General features: G+C 68.6%; 20 protein-coding genes and 1 riboswitch. Of the genes, 11 read left to right on the plus strand and 9 right to left on the minus strand.

Annotated features, from left to right (window positions below):
* Positions 1 to 9 precede the first annotated feature (9 nt).
* The 4 genes from E0L93_RS05995 to E0L93_RS06010 all read right to left on the minus strand — a co-directional run bounded on the left by E0L93_RS05995 (position 10) and on the right by E0L93_RS06010 (position 5,761).
* Positions 10 to 627, minus strand: coding sequence for a superoxide dismutase (locus tag E0L93_RS05995; RefSeq protein WP_132689867.1), 618 nt, complete (start codon positions 625 to 627; stop codon positions 10 to 12).
* A gap of 160 nt (positions 628 to 787) precedes the next feature.
* Positions 788 to 2,272 (minus strand): sulfatase, encoded by a 1,485-nt coding sequence (locus tag E0L93_RS06000; RefSeq protein ID WP_132689869.1) that lies wholly within the window; start codon positions 2,270 to 2,272, stop codon positions 788 to 790.
* A 77-nt stretch (positions 2,273 to 2,349) separates the two neighbouring features.
* On the minus strand, positions 2,350 to 4,752 hold the full coding sequence (locus tag E0L93_RS06005; protein ID WP_132689872.1) for a glycoside hydrolase family 31 protein: 2,403 nt from the start codon (positions 4,750 to 4,752) through the stop codon (positions 2,350 to 2,352).
* Positions 4,753 to 4,807: 55 nt separating this feature from the next.
* Positions 4,808 to 5,761 (minus strand): ornithine cyclodeaminase family protein, encoded by a 954-nt coding sequence (locus E0L93_RS06010; RefSeq protein ID WP_132689875.1) that lies wholly within the window; start codon positions 5,759 to 5,761, stop codon positions 4,808 to 4,810.
* 54 nt (positions 5,762 to 5,815) lie between these two features.
* On the opposite strand from E0L93_RS06010, the gene E0L93_RS06015 reads away from it, so the two are divergent.
* The 10 genes from E0L93_RS06015 to E0L93_RS06065 all read left to right on the plus strand — a co-directional run bounded on the left by E0L93_RS06015 (position 5,816) and on the right by E0L93_RS06065 (position 13,722).
* On the plus strand, positions 5,816 to 6,379 hold the full coding sequence (locus E0L93_RS06015; RefSeq protein WP_132689878.1) for an anthranilate synthase component II: 564 nt from the start codon (positions 5,816 to 5,818) through the stop codon (positions 6,377 to 6,379).
* 7 nt (positions 6,380 to 6,386) lie between these two features.
* A complete protein-coding gene (trpD, locus tag E0L93_RS06020; RefSeq protein ID WP_132689881.1) occupies positions 6,387 to 7,412 on the plus strand; it encodes an anthranilate phosphoribosyltransferase in 1,026 nt (341 codons plus the stop codon).
* Positions 7,409 to 8,167 carry an indole-3-glycerol phosphate synthase TrpC gene (locus E0L93_RS06025; protein WP_132689883.1) on the plus strand — a complete coding sequence of 253 codons (759 nt, stop codon included), beginning with the start codon at positions 7,409 to 7,411 and terminating at the stop codon, positions 8,165 to 8,167. Before trpD ends, E0L93_RS06025 begins: the two co-directional genes overlap by 4 nt.
* On the plus strand, positions 8,164 to 8,295 hold the full coding sequence (locus E0L93_RS16420; RefSeq protein ID WP_279387450.1) for a hypothetical protein: 132 nt from the start codon (positions 8,164 to 8,166) through the stop codon (positions 8,293 to 8,295). Before E0L93_RS06025 ends, E0L93_RS16420 begins: the two co-directional genes overlap by 4 nt.
* Positions 8,296 to 8,325: 30 nt before the next feature.
* Positions 8,326 to 8,541, plus strand: coding sequence for a hypothetical protein (locus E0L93_RS06035; RefSeq protein WP_132689886.1), 216 nt, complete (start codon positions 8,326 to 8,328; stop codon positions 8,539 to 8,541).
* Between the two features lie 815 nt (positions 8,542 to 9,356).
* Positions 9,357 to 9,974, plus strand: a complete 618-nt coding sequence (locus tag E0L93_RS06045) for a phosphoribosylanthranilate isomerase (RefSeq protein ID WP_132689892.1) — start codon at positions 9,357 to 9,359, stop codon at positions 9,972 to 9,974.
* The gene (gene trpB, locus E0L93_RS06050; RefSeq protein ID WP_132689895.1) at positions 9,958 to 11,145 is read left to right on the plus strand and encodes a tryptophan synthase subunit beta; all 1,188 of its coding nucleotides are present in this window, start codon (positions 9,958 to 9,960) and stop codon (positions 11,143 to 11,145) included. Before E0L93_RS06045 ends, trpB begins: the two co-directional genes overlap by 17 nt.
* A complete protein-coding gene (gene trpA / locus E0L93_RS06055; protein WP_132689898.1) occupies positions 11,142 to 11,924 on the plus strand; it encodes a tryptophan synthase subunit alpha in 783 nt (260 codons plus the stop codon). Before trpB ends, trpA begins: the two co-directional genes overlap by 4 nt.
* Positions 11,870 to 12,769 carry an acetyl-CoA carboxylase, carboxyltransferase subunit beta gene (gene accD / locus E0L93_RS06060; RefSeq protein WP_243638130.1) on the plus strand — a complete coding sequence of 300 codons (900 nt, stop codon included), beginning with the start codon at positions 11,870 to 11,872 and terminating at the stop codon, positions 12,767 to 12,769. The genes trpA and accD overlap by 55 nt, the downstream gene beginning before the upstream one ends.
* On the plus strand, positions 12,763 to 13,722 hold the full coding sequence (locus E0L93_RS06065) for an acetyl-CoA carboxylase carboxyltransferase subunit alpha (RefSeq protein WP_132689901.1): 960 nt from the start codon (positions 12,763 to 12,765) through the stop codon (positions 13,720 to 13,722). Before accD ends, E0L93_RS06065 begins: the two co-directional genes overlap by 7 nt.
* On the opposite strand, the gene E0L93_RS06070 is transcribed toward E0L93_RS06065, so the two are convergent.
* The 4 genes from E0L93_RS06070 to E0L93_RS06085 form a co-directional block, all read right to left on the minus strand.
* Entirely contained in the window at positions 13,719 to 15,149 is a 1,431-nt protein-coding gene (locus E0L93_RS06070) for a sodium:solute symporter family transporter (RefSeq protein WP_132689903.1), read from the minus strand. The two genes, E0L93_RS06065 and E0L93_RS06070, sit on opposite strands and share 4 nt — an antisense overlap.
* Positions 15,146 to 15,787, minus strand: a complete 642-nt coding sequence (locus E0L93_RS06075) for a TenA family protein (RefSeq protein WP_132689906.1) — start codon at positions 15,785 to 15,787, stop codon at positions 15,146 to 15,148. Before E0L93_RS06075 ends, E0L93_RS06070 begins: the two co-directional genes overlap by 4 nt.
* Positions 15,784 to 16,404, minus strand: coding sequence for a TenA family protein (locus tag E0L93_RS06080; protein ID WP_132689909.1), 621 nt, complete (start codon positions 16,402 to 16,404; stop codon positions 15,784 to 15,786). The genes E0L93_RS06075 and E0L93_RS06080 overlap by 4 nt, the downstream gene beginning before the upstream one ends.
* A gap of 83 nt (positions 16,405 to 16,487) precedes the next feature.
* A riboswitch (TPP riboswitch) is annotated at positions 16,488 to 16,599 on the minus strand.
* 37 nt (positions 16,600 to 16,636) lie between these two features.
* Positions 16,637 to 18,040, minus strand: a complete 1,404-nt coding sequence (locus tag E0L93_RS06085; protein WP_132689912.1) for an alanine/glycine:cation symporter family protein — start codon at positions 18,038 to 18,040, stop codon at positions 16,637 to 16,639.
* Positions 18,041 to 18,430: 390 nt separating this feature from the next.
* Between E0L93_RS06085 and E0L93_RS06090 the strand changes: the two genes are divergently transcribed.
* Positions 18,431 to 19,246 carry a glycosyltransferase family 2 protein gene (locus E0L93_RS06090; protein ID WP_207890351.1) on the plus strand — a complete coding sequence of 272 codons (816 nt, stop codon included), beginning with the start codon at positions 18,431 to 18,433 and terminating at the stop codon, positions 19,244 to 19,246.
* Here the strand turns inward: E0L93_RS06090 and E0L93_RS15755 are convergent, their stop codons facing one another.
* Complete coding sequence (locus E0L93_RS15755) at positions 19,247 to 19,408, minus strand: hypothetical protein (RefSeq protein ID WP_165874186.1); 162 nt, start codon at positions 19,406 to 19,408, stop codon at positions 19,247 to 19,249.
* Between the last annotated feature and the right edge of the window lie 9 nt (positions 19,409 to 19,417).

Raw genomic sequence — 19,417 nt, forward strand, 5'->3', positions numbered from 1 at the left:
GAATCCGCTCTAGCGGGCGGCGTCGTAGCGGCGGGCCACCTCGTCCCAGTTGACGACGTTCCACCAGTTATCCACGTACTCGGGCCGCCGGTTCTGGTACTTCAGGTAGTAGGCGTGCTCCCAGCAGTCCAGGCCCAGGATGGGGGTCCGGCCCTCCATAAGCGGGTTGTCGCCGTTCGGGGTGGTCTCGATGGAGAGCGAGCCCCCGGAGCCCACGACCAGCCACGCCCAGCCGCTCCCGAAGAGGGCGCCCGGAGCGGCGGCCGCGGCCCACTGCTCTTTGAGCTGGTCGAAGGAGCCGAAGGCATCGTTGATGGCGTCGGCCAGAGCGCCCGAGGGCTCGCCGCCGCCGTTGGGGCTCATGATCTGCCAGAAGAGCGTGTGGTTGTAGTGCTGCCCGCCGTTGTTGCGCACCGCCCGGCGGATGTCCTCCGGCACGCTGTTCAGGTTCCGCATGAGCTGCTCAATATCGCCGGGGTCGGCGTCGGGGTGCTTCTCCAGCGCCGAGTTAAGGTTCTGGACGTAGGTGTTGTGGTGCTTGTCGTGGTGGAGACGCATCGTCTGCTCATCTATGTGCGGCTCCAGTGCGTTGTAATCGTAGGGAAGCGGCGGCAGTTCGTAGGCCATCTGTGCGTCTCTCCTTTCCTCGCTCTACACCACGCTTCGCTCCGGGATCGGCGTCTCCCTACATCTTCCCTGCACACCTCCTCTGCACCGGTCGTTCCGGCTCCCTGCACTACTTACCCCACTTTCGCACAGATTATGCTCCCGCGCTATCTGCGCGGGGCTAGATGTCGTAGCGCGGGAGCGGGCCGCCGCCGGCCTCCTCGACGATGCGGTCGAAGATCTCGCGCGCCACCTCCGGCTTTTCACCGGAGATGTCCCGCCTCTGTTCGGGGTCCTCCCGGAGGTCGTAGAGGCTCGGGTTCTCACCGCGGTTTTCGGACATGTAGACGTAGCGGTCGTCCCGCGACCATACGAAGCGGTCGTAGCCGGAGACCATGTAGGGCCGCTCGGCGGCGGGCCTCTGGCCCTCCAGCAGCGGCGCGAGGCTCACGCCGTCGAGCGGCTGGTCTGCGGGTTCGAAGCCGAGCATATCCGCGATGGTGGCGGGGATGTCGTGGAAAGCGGAGAAGTAGTCGGTGGTCTGGCCGCGGCCCTTGCCCTCCGGGTGGCGGATGAGCATCGGGATGTCCATGAGGTCCGGGAAGAGGCGGGAGGAGACCTTGCCGACCACGCCGTAGTCCCCGAGCTGGAGCCCGTGGTCGGAGACGAAGATGAGCAGCGTCTCCTCGAAGAGCCCGAGCTCGTCCACCTTGTTGAGGAACTCGCCAAACCAGCGGTCCATCATCGTGGTCTCGCCGGCGTAGAGGGCGCGCGCCCGCTGCAGCAGCCGCTCGTCGAGGTAGCCGGCGTCGCCGTACTTGACGGTTATGGGCTCTATACCGTCGTAGTCTGGATCGTCGTAGAGGTAGACGTACTTGAGCGGCGGGTCCCAGGGCTCGTGCGGATCGAAGACGTCCACGGTGAGGAAGAAGGGCCGGCTCTCCTTGAGCTCCTCCAGCACCTCCATGGCCTGGATGAAGACCTGTGGCGCGAACCAATCCTCTTCGGTCTCGCGCCCCTCTGTGTTGGCGACGTACTGCCGGATCTTGCTCTCCACGTGCGTGCCCCGGTAGGCGTCCAGCAGATAGCGCTGCACCCGCTCCTCGTCGGCCTGGCGGGCCGGACGGTACTCGGACCACTCCTGGCCCTCGATCTTGCGCCGGATGTGGAAGCGCTCCATGAAGTTCATGTGCGGCTCGAACTGATGCCGGGTATCGGTCACGATGGCCGTCTCGAAGCCGGCGTCGCCGAGCACCTCGGAGATGGTGACCTGGCCGTCCGGGATGGGTTCCCAGCCGTAGACCCGCACGTCGCCGGGTTCGTACTCCCAGTTCCGGAAGGGGAAGGAGCGCAGCCCCGTGTGGATGGAGCGCCGGGCCGGAATGGTCGGCACCGACTCCGGGAAGAAGCGGTCGAAGCGCAGGCTGTCCCCGGTGAGCGCGTCTATGCTGGGGGTCCGGATCCGGTCGTGCCCGTAAGCTCCCACGGCGTCCTTGCGCAGGCTGTCCACGATGACCAGGATGATGTTCATTGCATCTTCCGGGGCTTCCCGGCGGACGAGCGATCCCGCGCCGCCGGTGCATGCCGCACCTCCGAGCAGAGCGGCCCCGGCGACGCCGGCTCCACCCAGTCTGAGAAACTCCCGCCGCGAGAACTTGCGACCCATATGTGCGAAGACCCTCCCCAGGATTAGCTCAGCGCCAACAGAACATATTGTATACGTAGTGCGGCCGGATTTCCGGCTTACAGCGTTGCCTTTACCACGTGTTCTGCGGCGTCCTCGGGGAGCTCCACGGTGAGGGTCTCCTCCCCGTACTCCCAGTCCGCATCTCCGCCGTCGAGTGTCACCGAGCGGGGCCGGGATTCGAGGGCCCGCAGCTCCAGCCGCACCCGCTCCCGCGGCGGTTCATAGCCGCCCGCGCGCTCCCCGAGGCGTACGGTCACGGTCCCGTCTCCGGCCTCGCACTCCACCCGGCGGCGGGCGTAGACGCCGCTTTCGTGCTCGTAGCCGTCCCCGGCGTCCTCGTAGAGGGTGAACTCACCCCGGCCTTCGGAGGGGTAGGCGAACAGCGTCAGCGGATCTTTGCCCTCCCCGGTGTGGCCGGATTCCGGCCAGAGCGGGACGGGAGTGTTGGCCTTCACGTAGACGGCGGGTTCCCCGAGCGGGGCGCGGGCCAGGATGTGTGCGGGACCTTCGGTGCGCTCCCCGCTCCAGAGGTGGAACCACTCGCCCTCCGGGAGGTAGACGTGGCGGTGCTCGATGCCGGGGCGGGTGATCGGGGCGACGAGCAGCGCGCTGCCGAGCAGGAACTCGTCGTCCAGCGCGTAGGTCGTCTCATCCTCCGGGTACTCGAAGAGGAGGGGGCGCAGGATCGGGGCCCCGGTGCGGTGGCACTCCTCGAAGAGCGTGTAGAGGTAGGGGAGGAGGCGCTGGCGCAGCTTGAGCATCTTGCGGATGACAGCCTCGTACTCCGTTCCGAAGGCCCAGGGTTCCTGGTCTACGGTCCCCTTCGCGGAGTGGTTGCGGCAGTAGGGCTGGAAGACGCCGAACTCGTACCAGCGGGCCAGCAGCTCGCCGTTCGCGTCGCCGAAGAACCCTCCGATGTCCACACCGGCCCACGCGACGCCCGAAAGCCCCAGGTTCTGGAGCTGGGGCATGCTCATCCAGAGGTGCTCCCACCAGGAGGAGTTGTCCCCGGTCCACTGCATGGCGTGCCGTTGCAGCCCGGCGTAGCCTGCCCGCGTGATGACGAACGGCCGGCGGTCGGGCCGGAGCCGCCCGAGCCCCTCGCGGGCGGCGCGGGCCATGAGGGAGCCGTAGGCGTTGTGTATCTGGGCGTGGAGCTTCGGCTCTCCGTCGCCGGGGTGAACCACGTCGGGCGGCATCGTGGACTGCTTGGGGATTGCGAGCGAGGGCTCGTTCATGTCGCACCAGATGCCGGCGACGCCCGCGTCCAGCAGCGCCCGGTGGTTCTCGCCCCACCACTCGCGCACCCGCTCGCTCGTGAAGTCCGGGAAGGCGCAGAGCCCGGGCCAGACCACGTTGCGGTACTCCTCGCCGCCGCGGGTCTTGCAGAAGAAGTCCCGCTCGCGGCCTTCGGCATAGATGCGGTAGCTCTCGTCCACCTTCACGCCGGGGTCTACGATGGTCACCACGCGGAAGCCCTGCTCGCCCAGCTCGGAGATCAGCCCCTCGGGGTCCGGGAAGCGCTCCTTATCCCAGGTGAAGACCCGGTAGCCGTCCATGTAGTCTATGTCGAGGTAGAGCACGTCGCACGGCAGGTCGCGTTCGCGGTACTCGCGGGCTATTTCGCGCACCCGGTCTGCGGTCATGTAGCTCCAGCGGGACTGCTGGTGACCCAGCGCCCACAGCGGCGGCATCGGGGTACGGCCGGTGAGCTCGGTGTAGCGGTCCAGGACCGCGCGCGGCGTGGGACCGCAGAAGACGTAGTAGACGAGGCTGCCCCCGGCGGCTTCGAACCGGGACAGATCTTCGTCCTCGCGGGCCAGATCGAACTCCACCCGGTGGGTGCTGTCGAAGAAGAGGCCCCACGCCCGGCCCTCTCTGAGCGCCAGCAGGAACGGGATGGAGGTGTAGAGGTTGTTGAAGGAGGCGGTGTGTCCGGCCGGCGGGTCTATGTTCCAGAAGATCTGGTGCGAGTTGGTCTTCTCCAGACCGCCGGTGCGCTCTCCGCAGGCGAAGTATCGCTCGCCGGGGGCGCGCCGCTTGTAAAGCCGCACGGCCGGGCCGACGGGGTCCAGGAAGGGGTCCGCCGGTTCTGAGGGACGCACCACGCCCATGCCGGGTCCGCCGTCAGCCGCGAAGGCGCGGCCCCCGGAGTCCTCGAAGCCGATGCGCAGAGGGTCCAGGCCGATGCGCGCCGTGGCCTGGGGGGTGGAGAGGGTAAGCTCGCGGGAGCCGCCCCGGATCCTGACCTTCAGCCTCTCCCAGTCCTCCTTCGCCACCCCTTCGGAGGCGTACTCCGGCGGGCGGCCCTCCGGGAACATCCCGACCCGGAAGAGGTCGGGCGCGAGCGCCGCCACTTCCACGGTCGCGGAGCCGGCCCAGAGCCGGACGCCGCGGTCGTCGTGGTCCGCGAGCTCGGCCGCTCCGAGCGGCTCGTAGTTCTTCGGGTTCTCGGACAAGCTCCCCTCCTCTTTCGCGGGTGTTTGACCGCTACCAGATTAAAGCATCTCGCACTCAGAGCTCTATGTCCCGGCCCACGTCCCGCTCGAGCGCGCGGTCGTAGACGAGGCGAGCGGCCGCCATGTCTTCCAGGGCGAGCCCTTGGCTGCAGAAGAGGGTTATCTCCTCCGGACCGCTGCGGCCCCGGACTTGGCCGGCGATGACCTGGCCGAGCTCGTAGACTTCTTCGGGCAGGATCTGGCCGGTCTCCAGCGGCTGCAGCAGGTCGCCGGCCTCGGTCCCGAGCTCGCCGCGCGAGTCTACGCAGATGAAGCCGGCCCGCCGCACGACGTGCCGGTCTATCTCGGACTTGAAGAGGAAGTTGGAGCCCGCGGCGTTGACGTGGGTGCCGGGCCGCAGCCACTCGCCTTTCAGAACCGGCTCTTTCGAGGAGGTTATGGTTACCACCACGTCTTGTGCGGCGGCCTCCTCGGGGGAGTCTACGGGCTCTATGTTCTCCAGCCCGAGCGCTTCGCTCATCCTCTCCGCGAACAGCCGGCGGTTCTCCTCCGAGCGGCTATAGACCGCGACGCGCTCCAGATCCAGCACCTCTGAGATGGCTTCGAGCTGGCTCTCGGCCTGCCAGCCGGAGCCGAAGATGCCCAGAGAAGAGGCGTCCTCGCGCGCGAGATGCTTGGTGGCGACGCCGCTGGCAGCCCCGGTGCGCATCTGGCCCAGTTTGTCCGCCTGCATGATGGAGAGCAGCTCGCCGCCCTCGGCGTCGAAGAGCAGGACGTAGAAGCGGGCTCCGGTGCGCGAGACGGTGTACGCCTTGAGACCCAGCGCGTCCAGCTCCGGGGCTCCGGCGGCCATCACGTTGAGGCTGCTCGTGGAGAGCCCCACCCGGTAACGGGGGCGGTTGGTGGCCCGGCCCTCGGCCTGCTGTCTCAACACCTCTTCCACCGCGCGCAGGGTGGAGGGCATATCCAGGAGCTCTTCCACTTCGGCTTCGGTCAAAAGCAGGGGCATTGCGTCTCCTCTCGGTCGTAAGGGGACTCCGTTTAAGCTACAATCCGGTGAACCATGCGGGTTCTGGTGTTGGACAACTACGACTCCTTCACCTACAACCTCGTCCAGTACCTGGGCGAGCTCGGGGCCGGGGTGCTCGTCCGGCGCAACGACGAGGTCACGCCGGAGGAGGTCTTGGCCCTCGCACCGGACAGGATAGTCATCTCGCCGGGCCCGTGCACCCCGAACGAGGCCGGGGTCTCGCTGGAGGTGATCCGGCAGCTCTCGGGGAGCCTCCCGATACTGGGGGTCTGCCTGGGGCATCAGGCCATCGGGCAGGCGTTCGGGGGCCGGGTGGTGCGGGGCGAGCCGGTGCACGGCAAGACGGCCCGCATCCTGCACGACGGCGAGGGGGTCTACCGGGGCCTGCAGCAGGGGTTCGTGGCGACGCGCTACCACTCGCTCGTGATCGAGCCCGAAAGCGTACCGGGGTGTCTGAAGGTCACCTCCCGTACGGAGGACGGCGTGATCATGGGCGTGCGGCACCGGGAGCTGCCGGTGGAGGGCGTTCAGTTCCACCCGGAGAGCGTACTGACCGCTGGCGGCCACGACGTCTTGAAGAACTTCCTGGAGCTGTAGGTGGTGTATGCTGCGTGAGGTTTTGCGGAAGGCCGCCGCCGGAGAGAGGCTCTCTGCGGGCGAGGCCGAGCGGGCGCTGGAGGCCATCATGGAGGGGACGGCCTCTCCGGCGGCGACGGCGGCGCTCTTTACCGTGCTGCGGGTGCGGGGCGAGTCGGTGGATGAGATCGTGGGCTTCGCCCGCGCGATGCGGCGGTTCGCAGAAAGGGTGGACGCTCCCGGCGACGTGGTGGATACCTGCGGAACCGGGGGCGACGCGAAAGGGACGATCAACGTCTCCACCGCCGCGGCGTTCGTGGCGCGGGGCGCGGGGGTGAGGATAGCCAAGCACGGCAACCGCTCGGCGACGAGCCGGTGCGGCTCGGCCGACGTGCTGGAGGCCCTGGGAGCGGAGATAGAGCTGAGCCCGCAGCAGGTGAGCGCGTGCATCGCGGAGGCGGGGATAGGCTTCATGTTCGCCCGCACGCACCACCCGGCGATGCGCTACGTGGTCCCAATCCGGGCCGAGCTGCCGTTCCGCACCGTCTTCAACATCCTCGGTCCCCTGACCAACCCGGCCGGTGCCCGGAGGCAGCTCGTGGGCGTCTTCGCGCGGGAGTACGTGCGTCCCGTGGCCGAGGCGCTGGGGGAGCTGGGGGCCGAGCGGGCGCTCGTGGTGCACGGCGCGGACGGGATGGACGAGATCACGGTCACCGGCGCCACGCACGTGGCGGAGCTGAAGGGCGGGAAGATAGAGGCCTACGACCTCTCCCCGGAGGACTTCGGCCTCTCCCGCCACGAGCCGGACGACCTGCTCGGGGGAGACGCCGCCCTGAACGCCCGCATCCTGCGCGACATCCTCTCCGGCCGCGAGCAGGGCGCAACAAGGGAGATAACGCTGCTGAACGCAGGAGCCACCATCTACGTCGCCGGGAAGGCGGGGTCCATAGAGGAGGGCGTGCGCGCCGCGGCGGAGTCTATAGACTCCGCCGCGGCGGCCGGGGCGCTGGAGGGCTTCGTCCGCATCACGCGCCGGATGGGGGGGCTGGTGTGAGCGTGCTGGACGAGCTGGCCGCGGCGGCGGCGGAGCGGGCGCGGGCGCTGCGCGAGCGGATGGACCCGGACGAGCTCTACCAGCGGGCCGTGCTCTTCGACAAGCGGGACTTCACCGCCGCCCTCAGGAGACCCGGCCTGAGCGTGGTGGCCGAGGTCAAGCGCGCCTCGCCCTCGGCAGGCTTCATAGCCGATGTCGATCCGGCAGAGCAGGGAGTGCTGTACGAGTCCCGGGGTGCGAGAGCCCTCTCGGTCCTCACCGAGCCGGAACGGTTCAAGGGGTCGCTGGAAGACTTGGACGCCGCGCGCGAGCGGGTGGAGATACCCGTTTTGCGCAAGGACTTCACGGTGGACGAGGTGCAGGTGCTGGAGACAGGAACCCGGGCAGACGCCGTGCTCCTCATCGCCGCGCTCTTCGATAAGACGCACCTTCCGCGCTACGTCTCGCTCGCCATGGAGCTGGGGCTCACGCCGCTCGTGGAGGTGCACGACGAGCGGGAGGCGGACCTGGCGCTGGCGTGCGGGGCGCAGGTGGTCGGAGTGAACAACCGCGACCTCAGAGACTTCACCGTGGACCTCGCCACGACCGAACGGCTGGCCCCGATGCTGGAGGGTGTGACGCTCGTCGCCGAGAGCGGCGTCAAGACGGTGGAGGACGCCCGGCGGCTGCGCGACGCCGGAGCCGACGCCGTACTCGTCGGGGAGGCGGCGATGCGCGACTCGGCCCTGATCTCCGGGATAGCCGGCATAGAGTGAGCGGCGGGGACAACAGGACGGTCGCACTCGAAGCCTACGAGCGTCCGGCGACGCTCTCCCTGCTGCCGGATGTAGCCGGCAAACGTGTCCTGGACGCCGGCTGCGGGCCGGGAGTCTACTCCGAGTAGCTCTCAGAGCGCGGCGCGGAGTTCCACCGGATGTTGCGGTGGGGCAGACACCTGGTCTTCTCGATGGAGCACCCGTTCCTCAAGTTCGCCGAGCGGGGCGAGGGGAGCTACTTCAAGGTCGAGCGGGTGCTAGAGCCTCGCCCGACCGGGCAGTTCGAAGCAACGGACCCGGAGGAGTACAGAAGGCTCCTGCGCGAGCCCGGCTTTCTGTGCGTTCGAGCGGCGAAGCGCGAAGTTGGCCGGTGATCTTCTGGGACAGGCCATCCGCCTGCGCAAGGATAAGGCGTAATTGGCCGGGGCTCGGTGTGGCGGTGAAATCGGTGAAATTTCTTCACCGATTTCACCATTGTCATCTCATGCGGTACGGTGTTGGTGTGAAACGTGCAGCTATCACGCTACCGGATGAGCTGGAAGAGGCGATCGAGGCATACCGGCGCTCTCAGGACGCTCCGCTACCCTTGACTGCGGTAACGCAGGCTGCCCTTCGGGAGTATCTGGAGCGGCGAGGATTCTTGTCTCCTTCTCCGTTCCGGCCGTTCAGGATCACACCGGCCAAGGAGGGGAGCGGGACGAGAGACGTTAGCAAAGAGCACGATAAGTATTTCGCCGGGACCGTCGAAAGGTGAGAAGGGCGGTGCTGGCCGATACGGGCCCCCTCTATGCGGCGTTTGATCCTTCTGACGGTGAGCACGAACGGGCAACCGGGAGGAGTGAGGGGTGATGGTATCGTATCCGACGCTGTGCGAGGCTTACTCCCTGGTTCTGTATAAGCTGGGTATCGGCAATGCGCATAGCTGGCTGAGAGAGGTGCAAAGTTACGCTACCCTGATAAACCCCACTTCCCCGAAGACTACCGGGAGGCACTGGGCCGGCTTCTCGACTACCGGGATCAGGGACTGAGCGTATTCGACGCCGTGGCCGCCGTTGTGAGCACGCGGCTCTCTCTGCCGGCGTGGACCTACGACCACCACTTTGACATTATGCGCGTGGAGATCTGGCGGGGCGCTTGATACGCGGGCTCTTCTTCCGGTAAGCCCTCTCAGAGGAGTACAATTCCCCACATGGTCAGGGTGAAGGTCTGTGGCATAACGAGGCCGGAGGACGGACACGTGGCCGCCGGGGCGGGGGCCGACGCCATCGGTCTCGTCTTCTTCGAGAAGAGTCCGCGGCGGGTGAGCGTGGAGCGGGCGCGGGAGATCTCGGCGGCGCTGCCGGAGGGCGTGCTGAAGGTAGGGGTCTTCGTGAACGAAGAGGCCGGGGAAGTCCTGCGCGTAGCTGCTGAGGTCGGGCTGGACTGCGTGCAGCTGCACGGGGACGAGGGACCGGAGGTAGTGCGGGAGCTGCGGGCTAGCGGCCTGAAGGTGATCAAGGCCCTCCGGGTGCGGGACGCGGGGTCGCTAAAGAGGATGGGGGAGTATGGGGCAGATCTCTTCCTGCTCGACGCCTGGAAGAAAGAGTTGTACGGCGGGACGGGGACCCGGTTCGACTGGGGGCTGGCCAACGTGCTCGGCGGTTGTGCTAACATCGTCATCTCCGGGGGGTTGACCCCGGAGAACGTGCGCCGGGCGGTGGAGCTCTTCGAGCCGTACGGGGTAGATGCTTCGAGTTCTCTGGAAGACGCGCCCGGCAGGAAGAACGGCGAGCGGGTCCGGAGGTTTATAAGTGCGGCAAAGGGCTAGACCGGGATACTTCGGAGGTTTCGGGGGGCGCTTCGTGCCCGAGACCTTAATCCACGCCCTGGAGGAGCTGGAGGCGGCCTATGAGCGCTACCGGACGGACCCGGAGTTCGTGGAGGAGCTGGACGCTCTGGCGAAGGACTTCGTGGGCCGCCCGACGCCGCTGATGTTCGCCGAGCGCCTCACGCGGAAGTGGGGCGGGGCGCGGGTGTACCTCAAGCGCGAGGATCTGGCGCACACGGGGGCGCACAAGATAAACAACACTTTAGGCCAGATCCTGCTCGCCGACCGGATGGGCAAGTCCCGGATCATCGCCGAGACCGGGGCCGGGCAGCACGGGGTGGCGACCGCCACCGTCGCGGCCCTCTACGGCAAGGAGTGCGTGGTCTACATGGGCGAGGAGGACACGCGCCGCCAGCGCCTCAACGTGGTGCGGATGCAGCTTCTGGGTGCGGAGGTGCGCCCGGTCAAAAGCGGCTCCCGCACGCTCAAGGACGCGGTGAACGAGACTATCCGGGATTGGGTCGCCAACGTGGAGGACACGCACTACATCATCGGGAGCGTGGTCGGGCCCGCGCCGTACCCGAGGATGGTGCGGGACTTCCAGACCGTAATCGGCAGGGAGATCGAAGCCCAGGCGCGCGAGCGGTTCGGGCGCGACCCGGACGCCATCGTGGCGTGCGTCGGTGCGGGCTCTAACGCCATCGGCGCGTTCCACCCGTTCATCGGGCGGGAGGGAGTGCGGCTCATCGGGGTGGAGGCCGCGGGGCACGGGATAGGCACCGGGAAGCACGGGGCGTCGCTGGCAGGCGGGCGGCTCGGGGTGCTGCACGGGGCCATGAGCTACGTGCTCCAGACGGAGGACGGCCAGATCCAGGAGGCGCACTCCGTCTCCGCCGGGCTGGACTACCCGGCCGTCGGTCCCGAGCACGCCTACCTCCGGGATGAGGGGCTGGCCGAGTACGTGAGCGTCACCGACGAGGAGGCGCTGGAGGCGTTCACGCTCCTGGGCCGTACCGAGGGGATACTCCCCGCGCTGGAGAGCGCGCACGCCGTCTCTTACGCGGAGAAGGTCGCAAAAGAGCTGGGACCGGAGGCGAACGTGGTCATAAACCTCTCCGGGCGCGGGGACAAGGACGTAGAGGTCGCGGCGGAGGCGCTGGGGGCCTTGTGAGGGGCCTGAAGGGAGCATTCCGCGCGGACCGGGCGGCGCTCATCCCGTACCTCACCGCCGGATACCCGACGCTGGAGGGGGCGCGCGAGGTAGCTGCGGCCTACGTTGCGGCCGGGGCGGATATCCTGGAGATCGGGGTCCCCTTCTCCGACCCGCTCGCCGACGGCCCGACCATACAGGACACCACCACGCGGGCGCTCCGGAACGGGGCCGACCTGGACTACTGCCTGGAGCTGGCCGCCGGGTACGCGGAGCGGGTGCCGGTGGTGCTGCTCGTCTACTACAACAACGTGTTCGCCCGGGGAGCGGAGCGTTTCCTGGACGAGGCGGCGGGGGCCGGGGTCGCCGGGCTCGTGATCCCGGACCTCCCGGCGGATGAGGCGGGGGAGTTCCGGGAGCTGGCCGGCGCGCGGGGGGTGGCCATGTGTCCGCTCGTCGCGCCGACCTCGACCGACGAGCGGATCGAGCACATCGGCGGGATCGCCACCGGGTTCGTCTACTGCGTCTCGGTCGCCGGGGTGACCGGGGTGCGGGAGGGGCTGCCGCCGGGCGCGGTGGAGCTGCTGCGGCGCGTCCGGCGGCGCGTCTCCGTTCCGGTCGCGCTGGGATTCGGCATCGGGTCGGTGGAGGCCGCGGTCGAGGCATCTGCCGAAGCAGATGGGATAATAATAGGGAGCCGGCTGATGCAGCTCGTCGGGGAGGGCGGCGCGGAGAGGGCCGGCGGGTGGCTGCGCGAGGTGCGCGAGGCGCTGGACGGAGCGAAGGCAGGTACGAGATAAGGCACTGGCTCAGCAAGCGGAGGGAGTACGCCCGGCCGGCTCCGGAGACCGAGAGCGGCCTGGGGCCCATAGACGGTGTCTTCACCAAGTGCGAGGCCTGCAACGAGCCGGTCTACGCCAAGGATTTCGAGGCCCGCTACAACGTATGCCCCAACTGCGAGCATCACTACCCGCTGGCTGCCCCCGAGCGGGTGCGGCTGCTCGCCGATAGTGGGAGCTTCGAGGAGTGGGACGGTGGGATGGTCGCCGGGAACCCGCTCGGCTTCGAGGGTTACGAAGAGCGGCTGGAGAAGGCGCGCCGCAGGAGCGGGCTGGAGGACGCCGTGCTGAGCGGGGGAGCGGCGATCGGGGGGCGCCCGGTGGCGCTGGCCGTGATGGACTTCCGGTTCGTCGGGGGCTCGATGGGGAGCGTGGTCGGCGAGCGGGTGGCGCGGACGATAGAGCGGGCCACCGAGCGCCGGCTGCCGCTGATCATCGTATCGGCTTCGGGCGGGGCCCGGATGTTTGAGGGGATCTACTCGCTCATGCAGATGGCCAAGACCAGCGTGGCGCTCGCCCGCTACCGGCGGGCGGGCGCCGGGGCGTACGTCTCGGTGCTCACCGACCCCACCTTCGGCGGGGTCACGGCCAGCTTCGCGACGGCGGCGGACGTGATCATCGCCGAGCCGGGGGCCAGGATCGGGTTCGCCGGGGCGCGGGTGATCGAGCAGACCACCCGCGAGAAGCTGCCCGAGGGGTTCCAGACGGCGGAGTTCCAGCGGGAGCACGGCAACGTGGACCGCATCGTGCACCGGCTGTCACTGAGAAGCGACCTGGAGCGGGTGCTGGGGTACCTGGCGTGGTAGTCCTGGAGTTCGAGCGCCCGATCAAGGAGCTTGAGGACCGCATCGGGGAGCTGCGGCGGCTCGCCGGCCCGAGCGAGGAGCTGCAGGGCGAGATCGCGCGCCTGGAGGAGGCACTGGAGGCCGCCAAGCGGCGGATCTACACCAACCTCACCCCGTACCAGCGGGTGCAGATCGCCCGCCATCCGGACCGGCCGCATTTCGAGGCGTACGTGGACGCGATAGCCGAAGACTTCTACGAGCTCTCGGGCGACCGGCTCTTCGGCGACGACCCGGCGGTGCGCGGCGGGTTCGCGAGAGTAGGGGAGCACCGGGTCGTGCTGCTCGGCCACGACAAGGGGAGCGACGTGAAGAGCCGCGTCAAGACCAACTTTGGCATGGCCCACCCGGAGGGGTACAGGAAGGCCCACCGGTTATATGAACTGGCCGGGAGGTTCGGGCTGCCGATCGTCACCCTGATAGACACGCCGGGGGCGTTCGCCGGGCGCGGGGCCGAGGAGCGGGGACAGGCGTGGGCTATCTCCGAGGATCTGATGGCGCTGGCCGGCGTGCCGGTGCCGGTGGTCTCGGTCGTCGTGGGGGAGGGGGGCTCCGGGGGCGCTCTGGCGATGTGCCTGGCGGATCACGTGGTGATGCTGGAGAACTCGTATCTCTCCGTGATCGCCCCCGAAGCTTGTGCCTCGATCATCTTCCGCGACTCCGGCCGCGCCGCCGAGGCGGCCGAGGCGATGAAGCTGACGGCCCGCGACCTGGAGGCGCACGGCATAGTTGATGAGGTGCTGCCCGAACCTTTGGGTGGTGCGCACCAGAACCCGGACGCGGCCACGGAGGCCGTCGCCGGGGCGGTACGCCGGGCGCTCTCCGGGCTGGCCGGCAAGGACCCGGCGGCGCTCGTCGAGTCCCGCTACGAGCGCTACCGGCGCATCGGGGCGCACGTTGCGGGGCAGCCCGGCTAATCCCTGATGGACCGCGCCGCCCCTGCGAGCGATTCGAGGTCGAAGGTGCTCCGCCGGGGCGTGAGCACGAGGGAGACGGCTACCGGGACGAGGGCCGCAGCCGCGAACGCTCCGAGCAGGCTGCCGCGGGTCATGTCCGGGTCGGGGAAGAGCAGCCCCCCGGCCGCGAGCCCCGCCAGCGTGCTCCAGATCGCGGCCCGGCCCGTGTAGCGCTCGCTGTAGAGCCCGTAGAAGACCGGGAAGGCCGCTGCGGCGCAGACCAGGTCTGCCAGGAGGAAGAGGTAGAGCACGCTGTAGCCCTGCGAGGCTATGAGCAGGAGCGGGAGCGCCAGCGCCACGGTGGACCAGCGCGAGATCCGCAGCAGGCTACTGGCCCGGACCCCGGGCATCGCCCGGCGCAGGTCCACGGCAACGATGCTGGCCAGTCCGTTGAGCAGCGAGTCGGCGCTGCTCATCACCAGCGCGAGGCCGAGGATTGCCAGAACCGCTACGAGGGCGGGCGGCAGGGCCTCCAGCAGGACGCTGAAAAGGGCGACCGAGGGCGTCCCGGCCCGGTCCAGACCGACCGCCGCCAGCCCGAAGAGCCCGAGCGCGAGCACTATCGGGATTACGGCCGCGGCCGCGACCAGGAACCCGGTGCGCAGGGAGCGGGCGCTGCGGGTGGCGTAGACCCTCTGCCAGTAGCCCTGGTGGAAGAGGTTCGCCGCCAGGATGGCGATGACGAGGGTCAGAGCGCCTTCCAGGCCGGGCAGGTAGCTCCAGTCGAGCAGCTGCGGAGCACGCTCTTCGAGCCCCGCGAGAGCGGGCCCCGCGCCGCCCAGGGCGAGGTATCCCCCTGCCAGCAGGACCGCCAGCAGGGGCAGGATGAGGACCGTCTGCACCGTGTCGGTGAAGATGGAGGCCTTGAGCCCGCCGTAGGCCGTGTACGCCAGGGTGGCGGTCATGACGATCAGGGCCGTGACCCAAAGTGGTACGCCGGCCACCAGGCTGGCGATGAGGGCCATGCCGGTGAGCTCGGCGGCCAGGAAGATGAACATGTAGAAGGAGATCACGAGCAGGGTGAAGAGGTACATGCCGCGCCCGTAGCGGTGCCGGACGTACTCGGTGAGGGTGTGCCCCTCGGGCATCAACCGCCGGAGCCGCCGGCCGAGCGGTATGAAGACCAGGAGCGGCGCGGCGGCCCCCAGGGCGTAGCCCGCGATCGCCGGCAGGCCGCCCCAGGTCGCCGCTTCAGCCGGGCTGAACAGAATCCAGGCCCCCATCCCCGAGGCCACGAGCGTCGCTGCGGTCGCGGCGGCGCCCAGGCTGCTCCGGGCGGTGATGTAGTCCTCCAGGCTGCCGATGAACCTGCTGGAGTAGGCGATCCCCGCCGCGGCAAACCCGGCCGCAACCAGGAAGAGGAGCGCGGCCGCCACCCCGCCGCTCATCGCCGGCCTCCATCCATCCCCCGGGATGCAGACTCGAAGAAGTCTACCTCCAGCCGCATGGCCCGGCGGTAGGCGGACCTGATTGCCGGTGTATCCCTGCCGTAACGGTCCAGCAGCTCCTCCAGCCGGGAGGCGAGGGCCTCGAATCCTGGATCGGAGTACGTCCGGACCCACTCCGCGTAGGGGTTGTCTTCACCGGGGCCGCTTCCGGCCAGAGATTGTCCCAGGAAGGCGTAGAGGCGCATGCAGGGCGTCATGGCGGCGCAGATCTCACCCACATCCCGCAGCCCGGCGGTCGCCAGCAGGAAGTCCGTGTAGGCCAGCGTTGCGCCGTCCGGGATGACCTCCTCCAGTTCTATGCCCTGGCTCTGCGCGTAACCTTTATGCAGCTTGAGCTCCTCCAGCACGCCGGCCAGCAGCTCGAAGAACGCGTACAGCCCCTCGCGTTCCGGGCTGCGGGCCAGAGCCAGGGCGTAGGCGCGGGCGAAGGCTTCGAGGAAGAAGGTGTCCTGCGCCATGTACCGCCGGAAGTTCTCCTCCGGCAACGTCCCATCCCCGAGGCCCCGCACGAAGCGGTGCTCCAGCGCGGCCTGCGCCAGATCCCGGTTCTCCTCCCACAACGTCTTAGCCAGCTTCATTCCTCTCCCCCTTCCAGGGCCATCTGCCAGAAGTCTCTCTCCAGCCGGGCGACCTCCAGGAAGGCGGCTTCGGCGCGCCGCCCCTCCTCGCCGCCGGATGCGAGCGCGCGGTCGGCTGCTTCTTCCAGTCCGCCCACGTAGTCCGCGAACTCGGGCGCCGTCCAGTGCTCCACGAACTCCCGGTACTTTGGGGCTCCCGGCGCGGCGCTCTGCCAGGCTTCCAGGTAGGCTCTCTCCAGCGCCCAGAGCGCCGTCAGGGCGGCGGAGTAGGGTTCGCGCTCCAGCCCCGCCAGGAAGTCGCGGTAGGCGGCGTTCGGCGGGTGGCGGGGAGCTTCGAGCGGCAGGCCGCGCCGGCCGGCCTGCTCCTCGAACCAGCCGAGCTCGCTCTCCAGCGCCACCAGGCCTTGCACCAGGATCGCCTGGTCGGGCCACGGCGCGCGGGCCAGGAGGCGGGCCTGGAAGGAGAGAGCGTCGTTTACGAAGAGGTAGTCCTGCACCAGCCAGGTCTCGAAGGCCCCGGCGGGCAGGGTGCCGCGGCGCACGGCGTCCAGGAACGGGTGGCGGGTCGCCTCCTCCCAGATCCCGGAGTACCGCTGCGGCAGTTCTCGGGCTTGCATCGTCCTCCCTTCTCCACGGCCCGGGTGCCGGAGGGGAGGACGGCAAAGCGCTCCGGCAATCTTCGCCGGAGCGCCGGTGCGTTTTGATATGGTTCCATCTCTCCCTCCGCCGGCATTACCCGGATCAGGTTCCTCGGGTCGGCGCGGCTCCAGCGCCCTCTCAGCTCCCTGCCGGAAGCTCCCCAGACTGCTTCTTCATTCTACAGCGGGCGGCGGAGAGATTGTAGGGAGCTTAGCGTACCCGGTCGGGCTTGCCCCAGGCCTCGGTGTTTCGCAGGCCGGGTATGCTGTCCGTATGGAAGGTCGGGTCTCTGCCCGTCCGGCGCTGCCGGGTGTAGTCGTTGAGCGCGGCGAAGGCGATTCTGCCGAGCAAACCGATGGCGATCAGGTTCACGAGCGCCATCGAGCCCATGAACAGGTCGGCCATCGCCCAGACGAGCTCCAGAGCCGCCACCGAGCCGAAGACGACCAGCCCCAGCACGGCCAGCCGGTAGTAGAAGACGTAGCGGTCGTCGCCGGTGATGAACTGGATGTTCGTCTCGCCGTAGTAGTAGTTGGCGATGATGGAGGAGAAGGCGAAGGTGAAGACCGCGAAGGCGAGGAACGCCGAGGCCCAGCCGCCGATGTGAGCGCTGAGCGCCTGCTGCGTGAGCTCGATGCCCGAGGCGTCGCCGGCCTCGTAGATGCCGCTGAACAGGATGATGAAAGCCGTGGCGGAGCAGATGAGCAGGGTATCGACGAACACGCCGAGAGACTGGACCAGACCCTGCTTGACCGGGTGGGAGACGTTGGCGGTCGCCGCGGCGTTCGGGGCACTGCCCATGCCGGCCTCGTTGGAGAACAGCCCGCGCTGCACGCCCGCCAGGAGCGCCGCGCCCAGCCCGCCGCCGGCGACCTCGGTGAGCCCAAACGCATTACCCACGATAAGAGCCAGAACTCGCGGTATCTCCGTGAAGTTCGCGAGGATCACGTAGAGCGCCATGAGCACGTAGGGGACCGCCAGGACCACGACGAGCACTTCTGCGGCGCGGGCGATGCGCTTGATGCCCCCGAAGATGATGGCACCCGAGATCGCCGCCAGCACCAGCCCGAGCAGCAGGCGGTTGGTGCCGTAGGCTTCTGAGAAGGCGAGGGAGATCGTGTTCGCCTGCACGGAGTTGAAGACCAGACCGAAGGTGACGGTTATGAGGGCGGCGAACAGAAGCCCCATCCACCGCTGGCCCAGCGCCCGCTCCATGTAGTAGGCCGGACCGCCGCGGAAGGTGTCTCCGTCGCGCACCTTGTACACCTGCGCCAGGGTGCTCTCGACGAAGGCGGAGGCCGCGCCGACGAGCGCGATCACCCACATCCAGAACACCGCGCCCGGCCCTCCGACCGCTATGGCGAGCGCTACCCCGGCCAGGTTGCCGGTGCCCACGCGCGCCGCCGTGCCGACGGCGAACGCCCCGAAGGACGAGACGCCTCCCCGGGAGCGGGTCCCACTGGCCAGGAGCCGGACCATCTCGCCGATCATGCGAAACTGCACGAAGTTCGACCGGACCGTAAAGTACACTCCAAGCCCGATTAGCAAGAAGATCAGGACGTAGGTCCAGAGCAGCGTGTTGCCCGCCGAAATTATGCTCTCAAGTATTCCCAAGCTCGTCCCCTTTCCACAGGCTCGCCCGGCCAACGGGGCCCTGAGAACCCGGATTGCCCGTCAGGCATCGAACGCCGGGATTATAGCGGAGGGCGGGTTTGCGTTAAAATCTTGGAGCTGTGGGAACGATCGTCTCGCCGAACGGTTCTGCGCGACCGCCGGAGCAGGTCGGGACCGGTCCCGTAAGGCCGGTCTGCCAGACCGTTTTCATCGGGCTCTTCAGGTTTCACATCTCGAGGAGGGTTCGTGGCGATTCCCTGCTGCATGTCGATGGCCGCTCTCCCCCGCAGGGGATGACCCTCTAAAGAGGTCGGGCGGGGCACTCTCCGCCGGGTTATCCGAGTTCGTTCGAACGAGGAGGGAGAGGTCGACATGCGCTTTTCTCTGGTTATGCCAACTCTCGGAAGGGTTGAAGAGCCCGCGCGCTTTCTGGCCTCGCTGCGAGAGCAGCGCTTCCGGGATTTCGAGCTGATCGTGGTGGACCAGAACCCGGACGAGCGGCTCCGGCCGCTTCTTGCGGCCTGCCGGGACGAATTCCCGGTGCTGCATTTGCGGCTGCGGGAGAGCGGGGCCTCGAGGGCCCGGAACGCCGGGCTCGAACGGTGCCGGGGCGAGATAGTCGCCTTCCCGGACGACGACTGCCGCTACCCGGCCGGGCTCTTGGAGCACGTCTCGGGCTTCTTCGCCGGAAATCCCGGCATAGACGTCCTGTGCGGCCGGTTGGTGGACGATGAGGGGCGCTCCAGCATCCTGGACTTCGATCTGGAGGCCGGGCTGGTGGACGCCTCCAACGTATGGGTCCGGAGCATAGAGTCCACCATCTTCGTGCGCCGCGGAGCTACCCGGCGGGTGTGGTTCGACGAGAACCTGGGCAAGGGTGCGGGTACGCCCTGGGGCTCCGGCGAGGGCACGGACTACCTCTTGAAGCTGCTGGAGCTGGGGAGCCTGATCTACTACGACCCGGACGTGAACGTGATACACCCCTCGCCCGTGCCGCCTTATGACCGCCGCGCCTGCCGGAGGGCCTACTCCTATGGATGTGGCATGGGCCGGGTGCTCCGCAAGTACAAGTATCCTGTGCGGAGCCGGATCTCGTACCTGTCCGGGCCGGCGGCCGAGGCCGTCCGCTCGCTCGCCGGGCTGCGGCCGGACCGGGCCGGCTACTACTGGAACGTCTTCCGGGGCCGGCTGCGGGGGATGCTGTAGCTACCGCCGCCAGGTCAGGTAGACGGCCGAGATGCCGGCCGCCAGAGCCGCTGCGGCGAGGATCAGTGCCGGCCCCGGACCCCGGAAGACCAGCGCCGCATACGCCCCTCCGGAGAGGAGCAGCAATAGCAGGTAGGGGATCATCCAGAGCGGCGACCGCATCCCCGGCCG

This window comes from Rubrobacter taiwanensis (assembly GCF_004337705.1).
GTDB classification, from domain to species: Bacteria; Actinomycetota; Rubrobacteria; order Rubrobacterales; family Rubrobacteraceae; genus Rubrobacter_C; species Rubrobacter_C taiwanensis.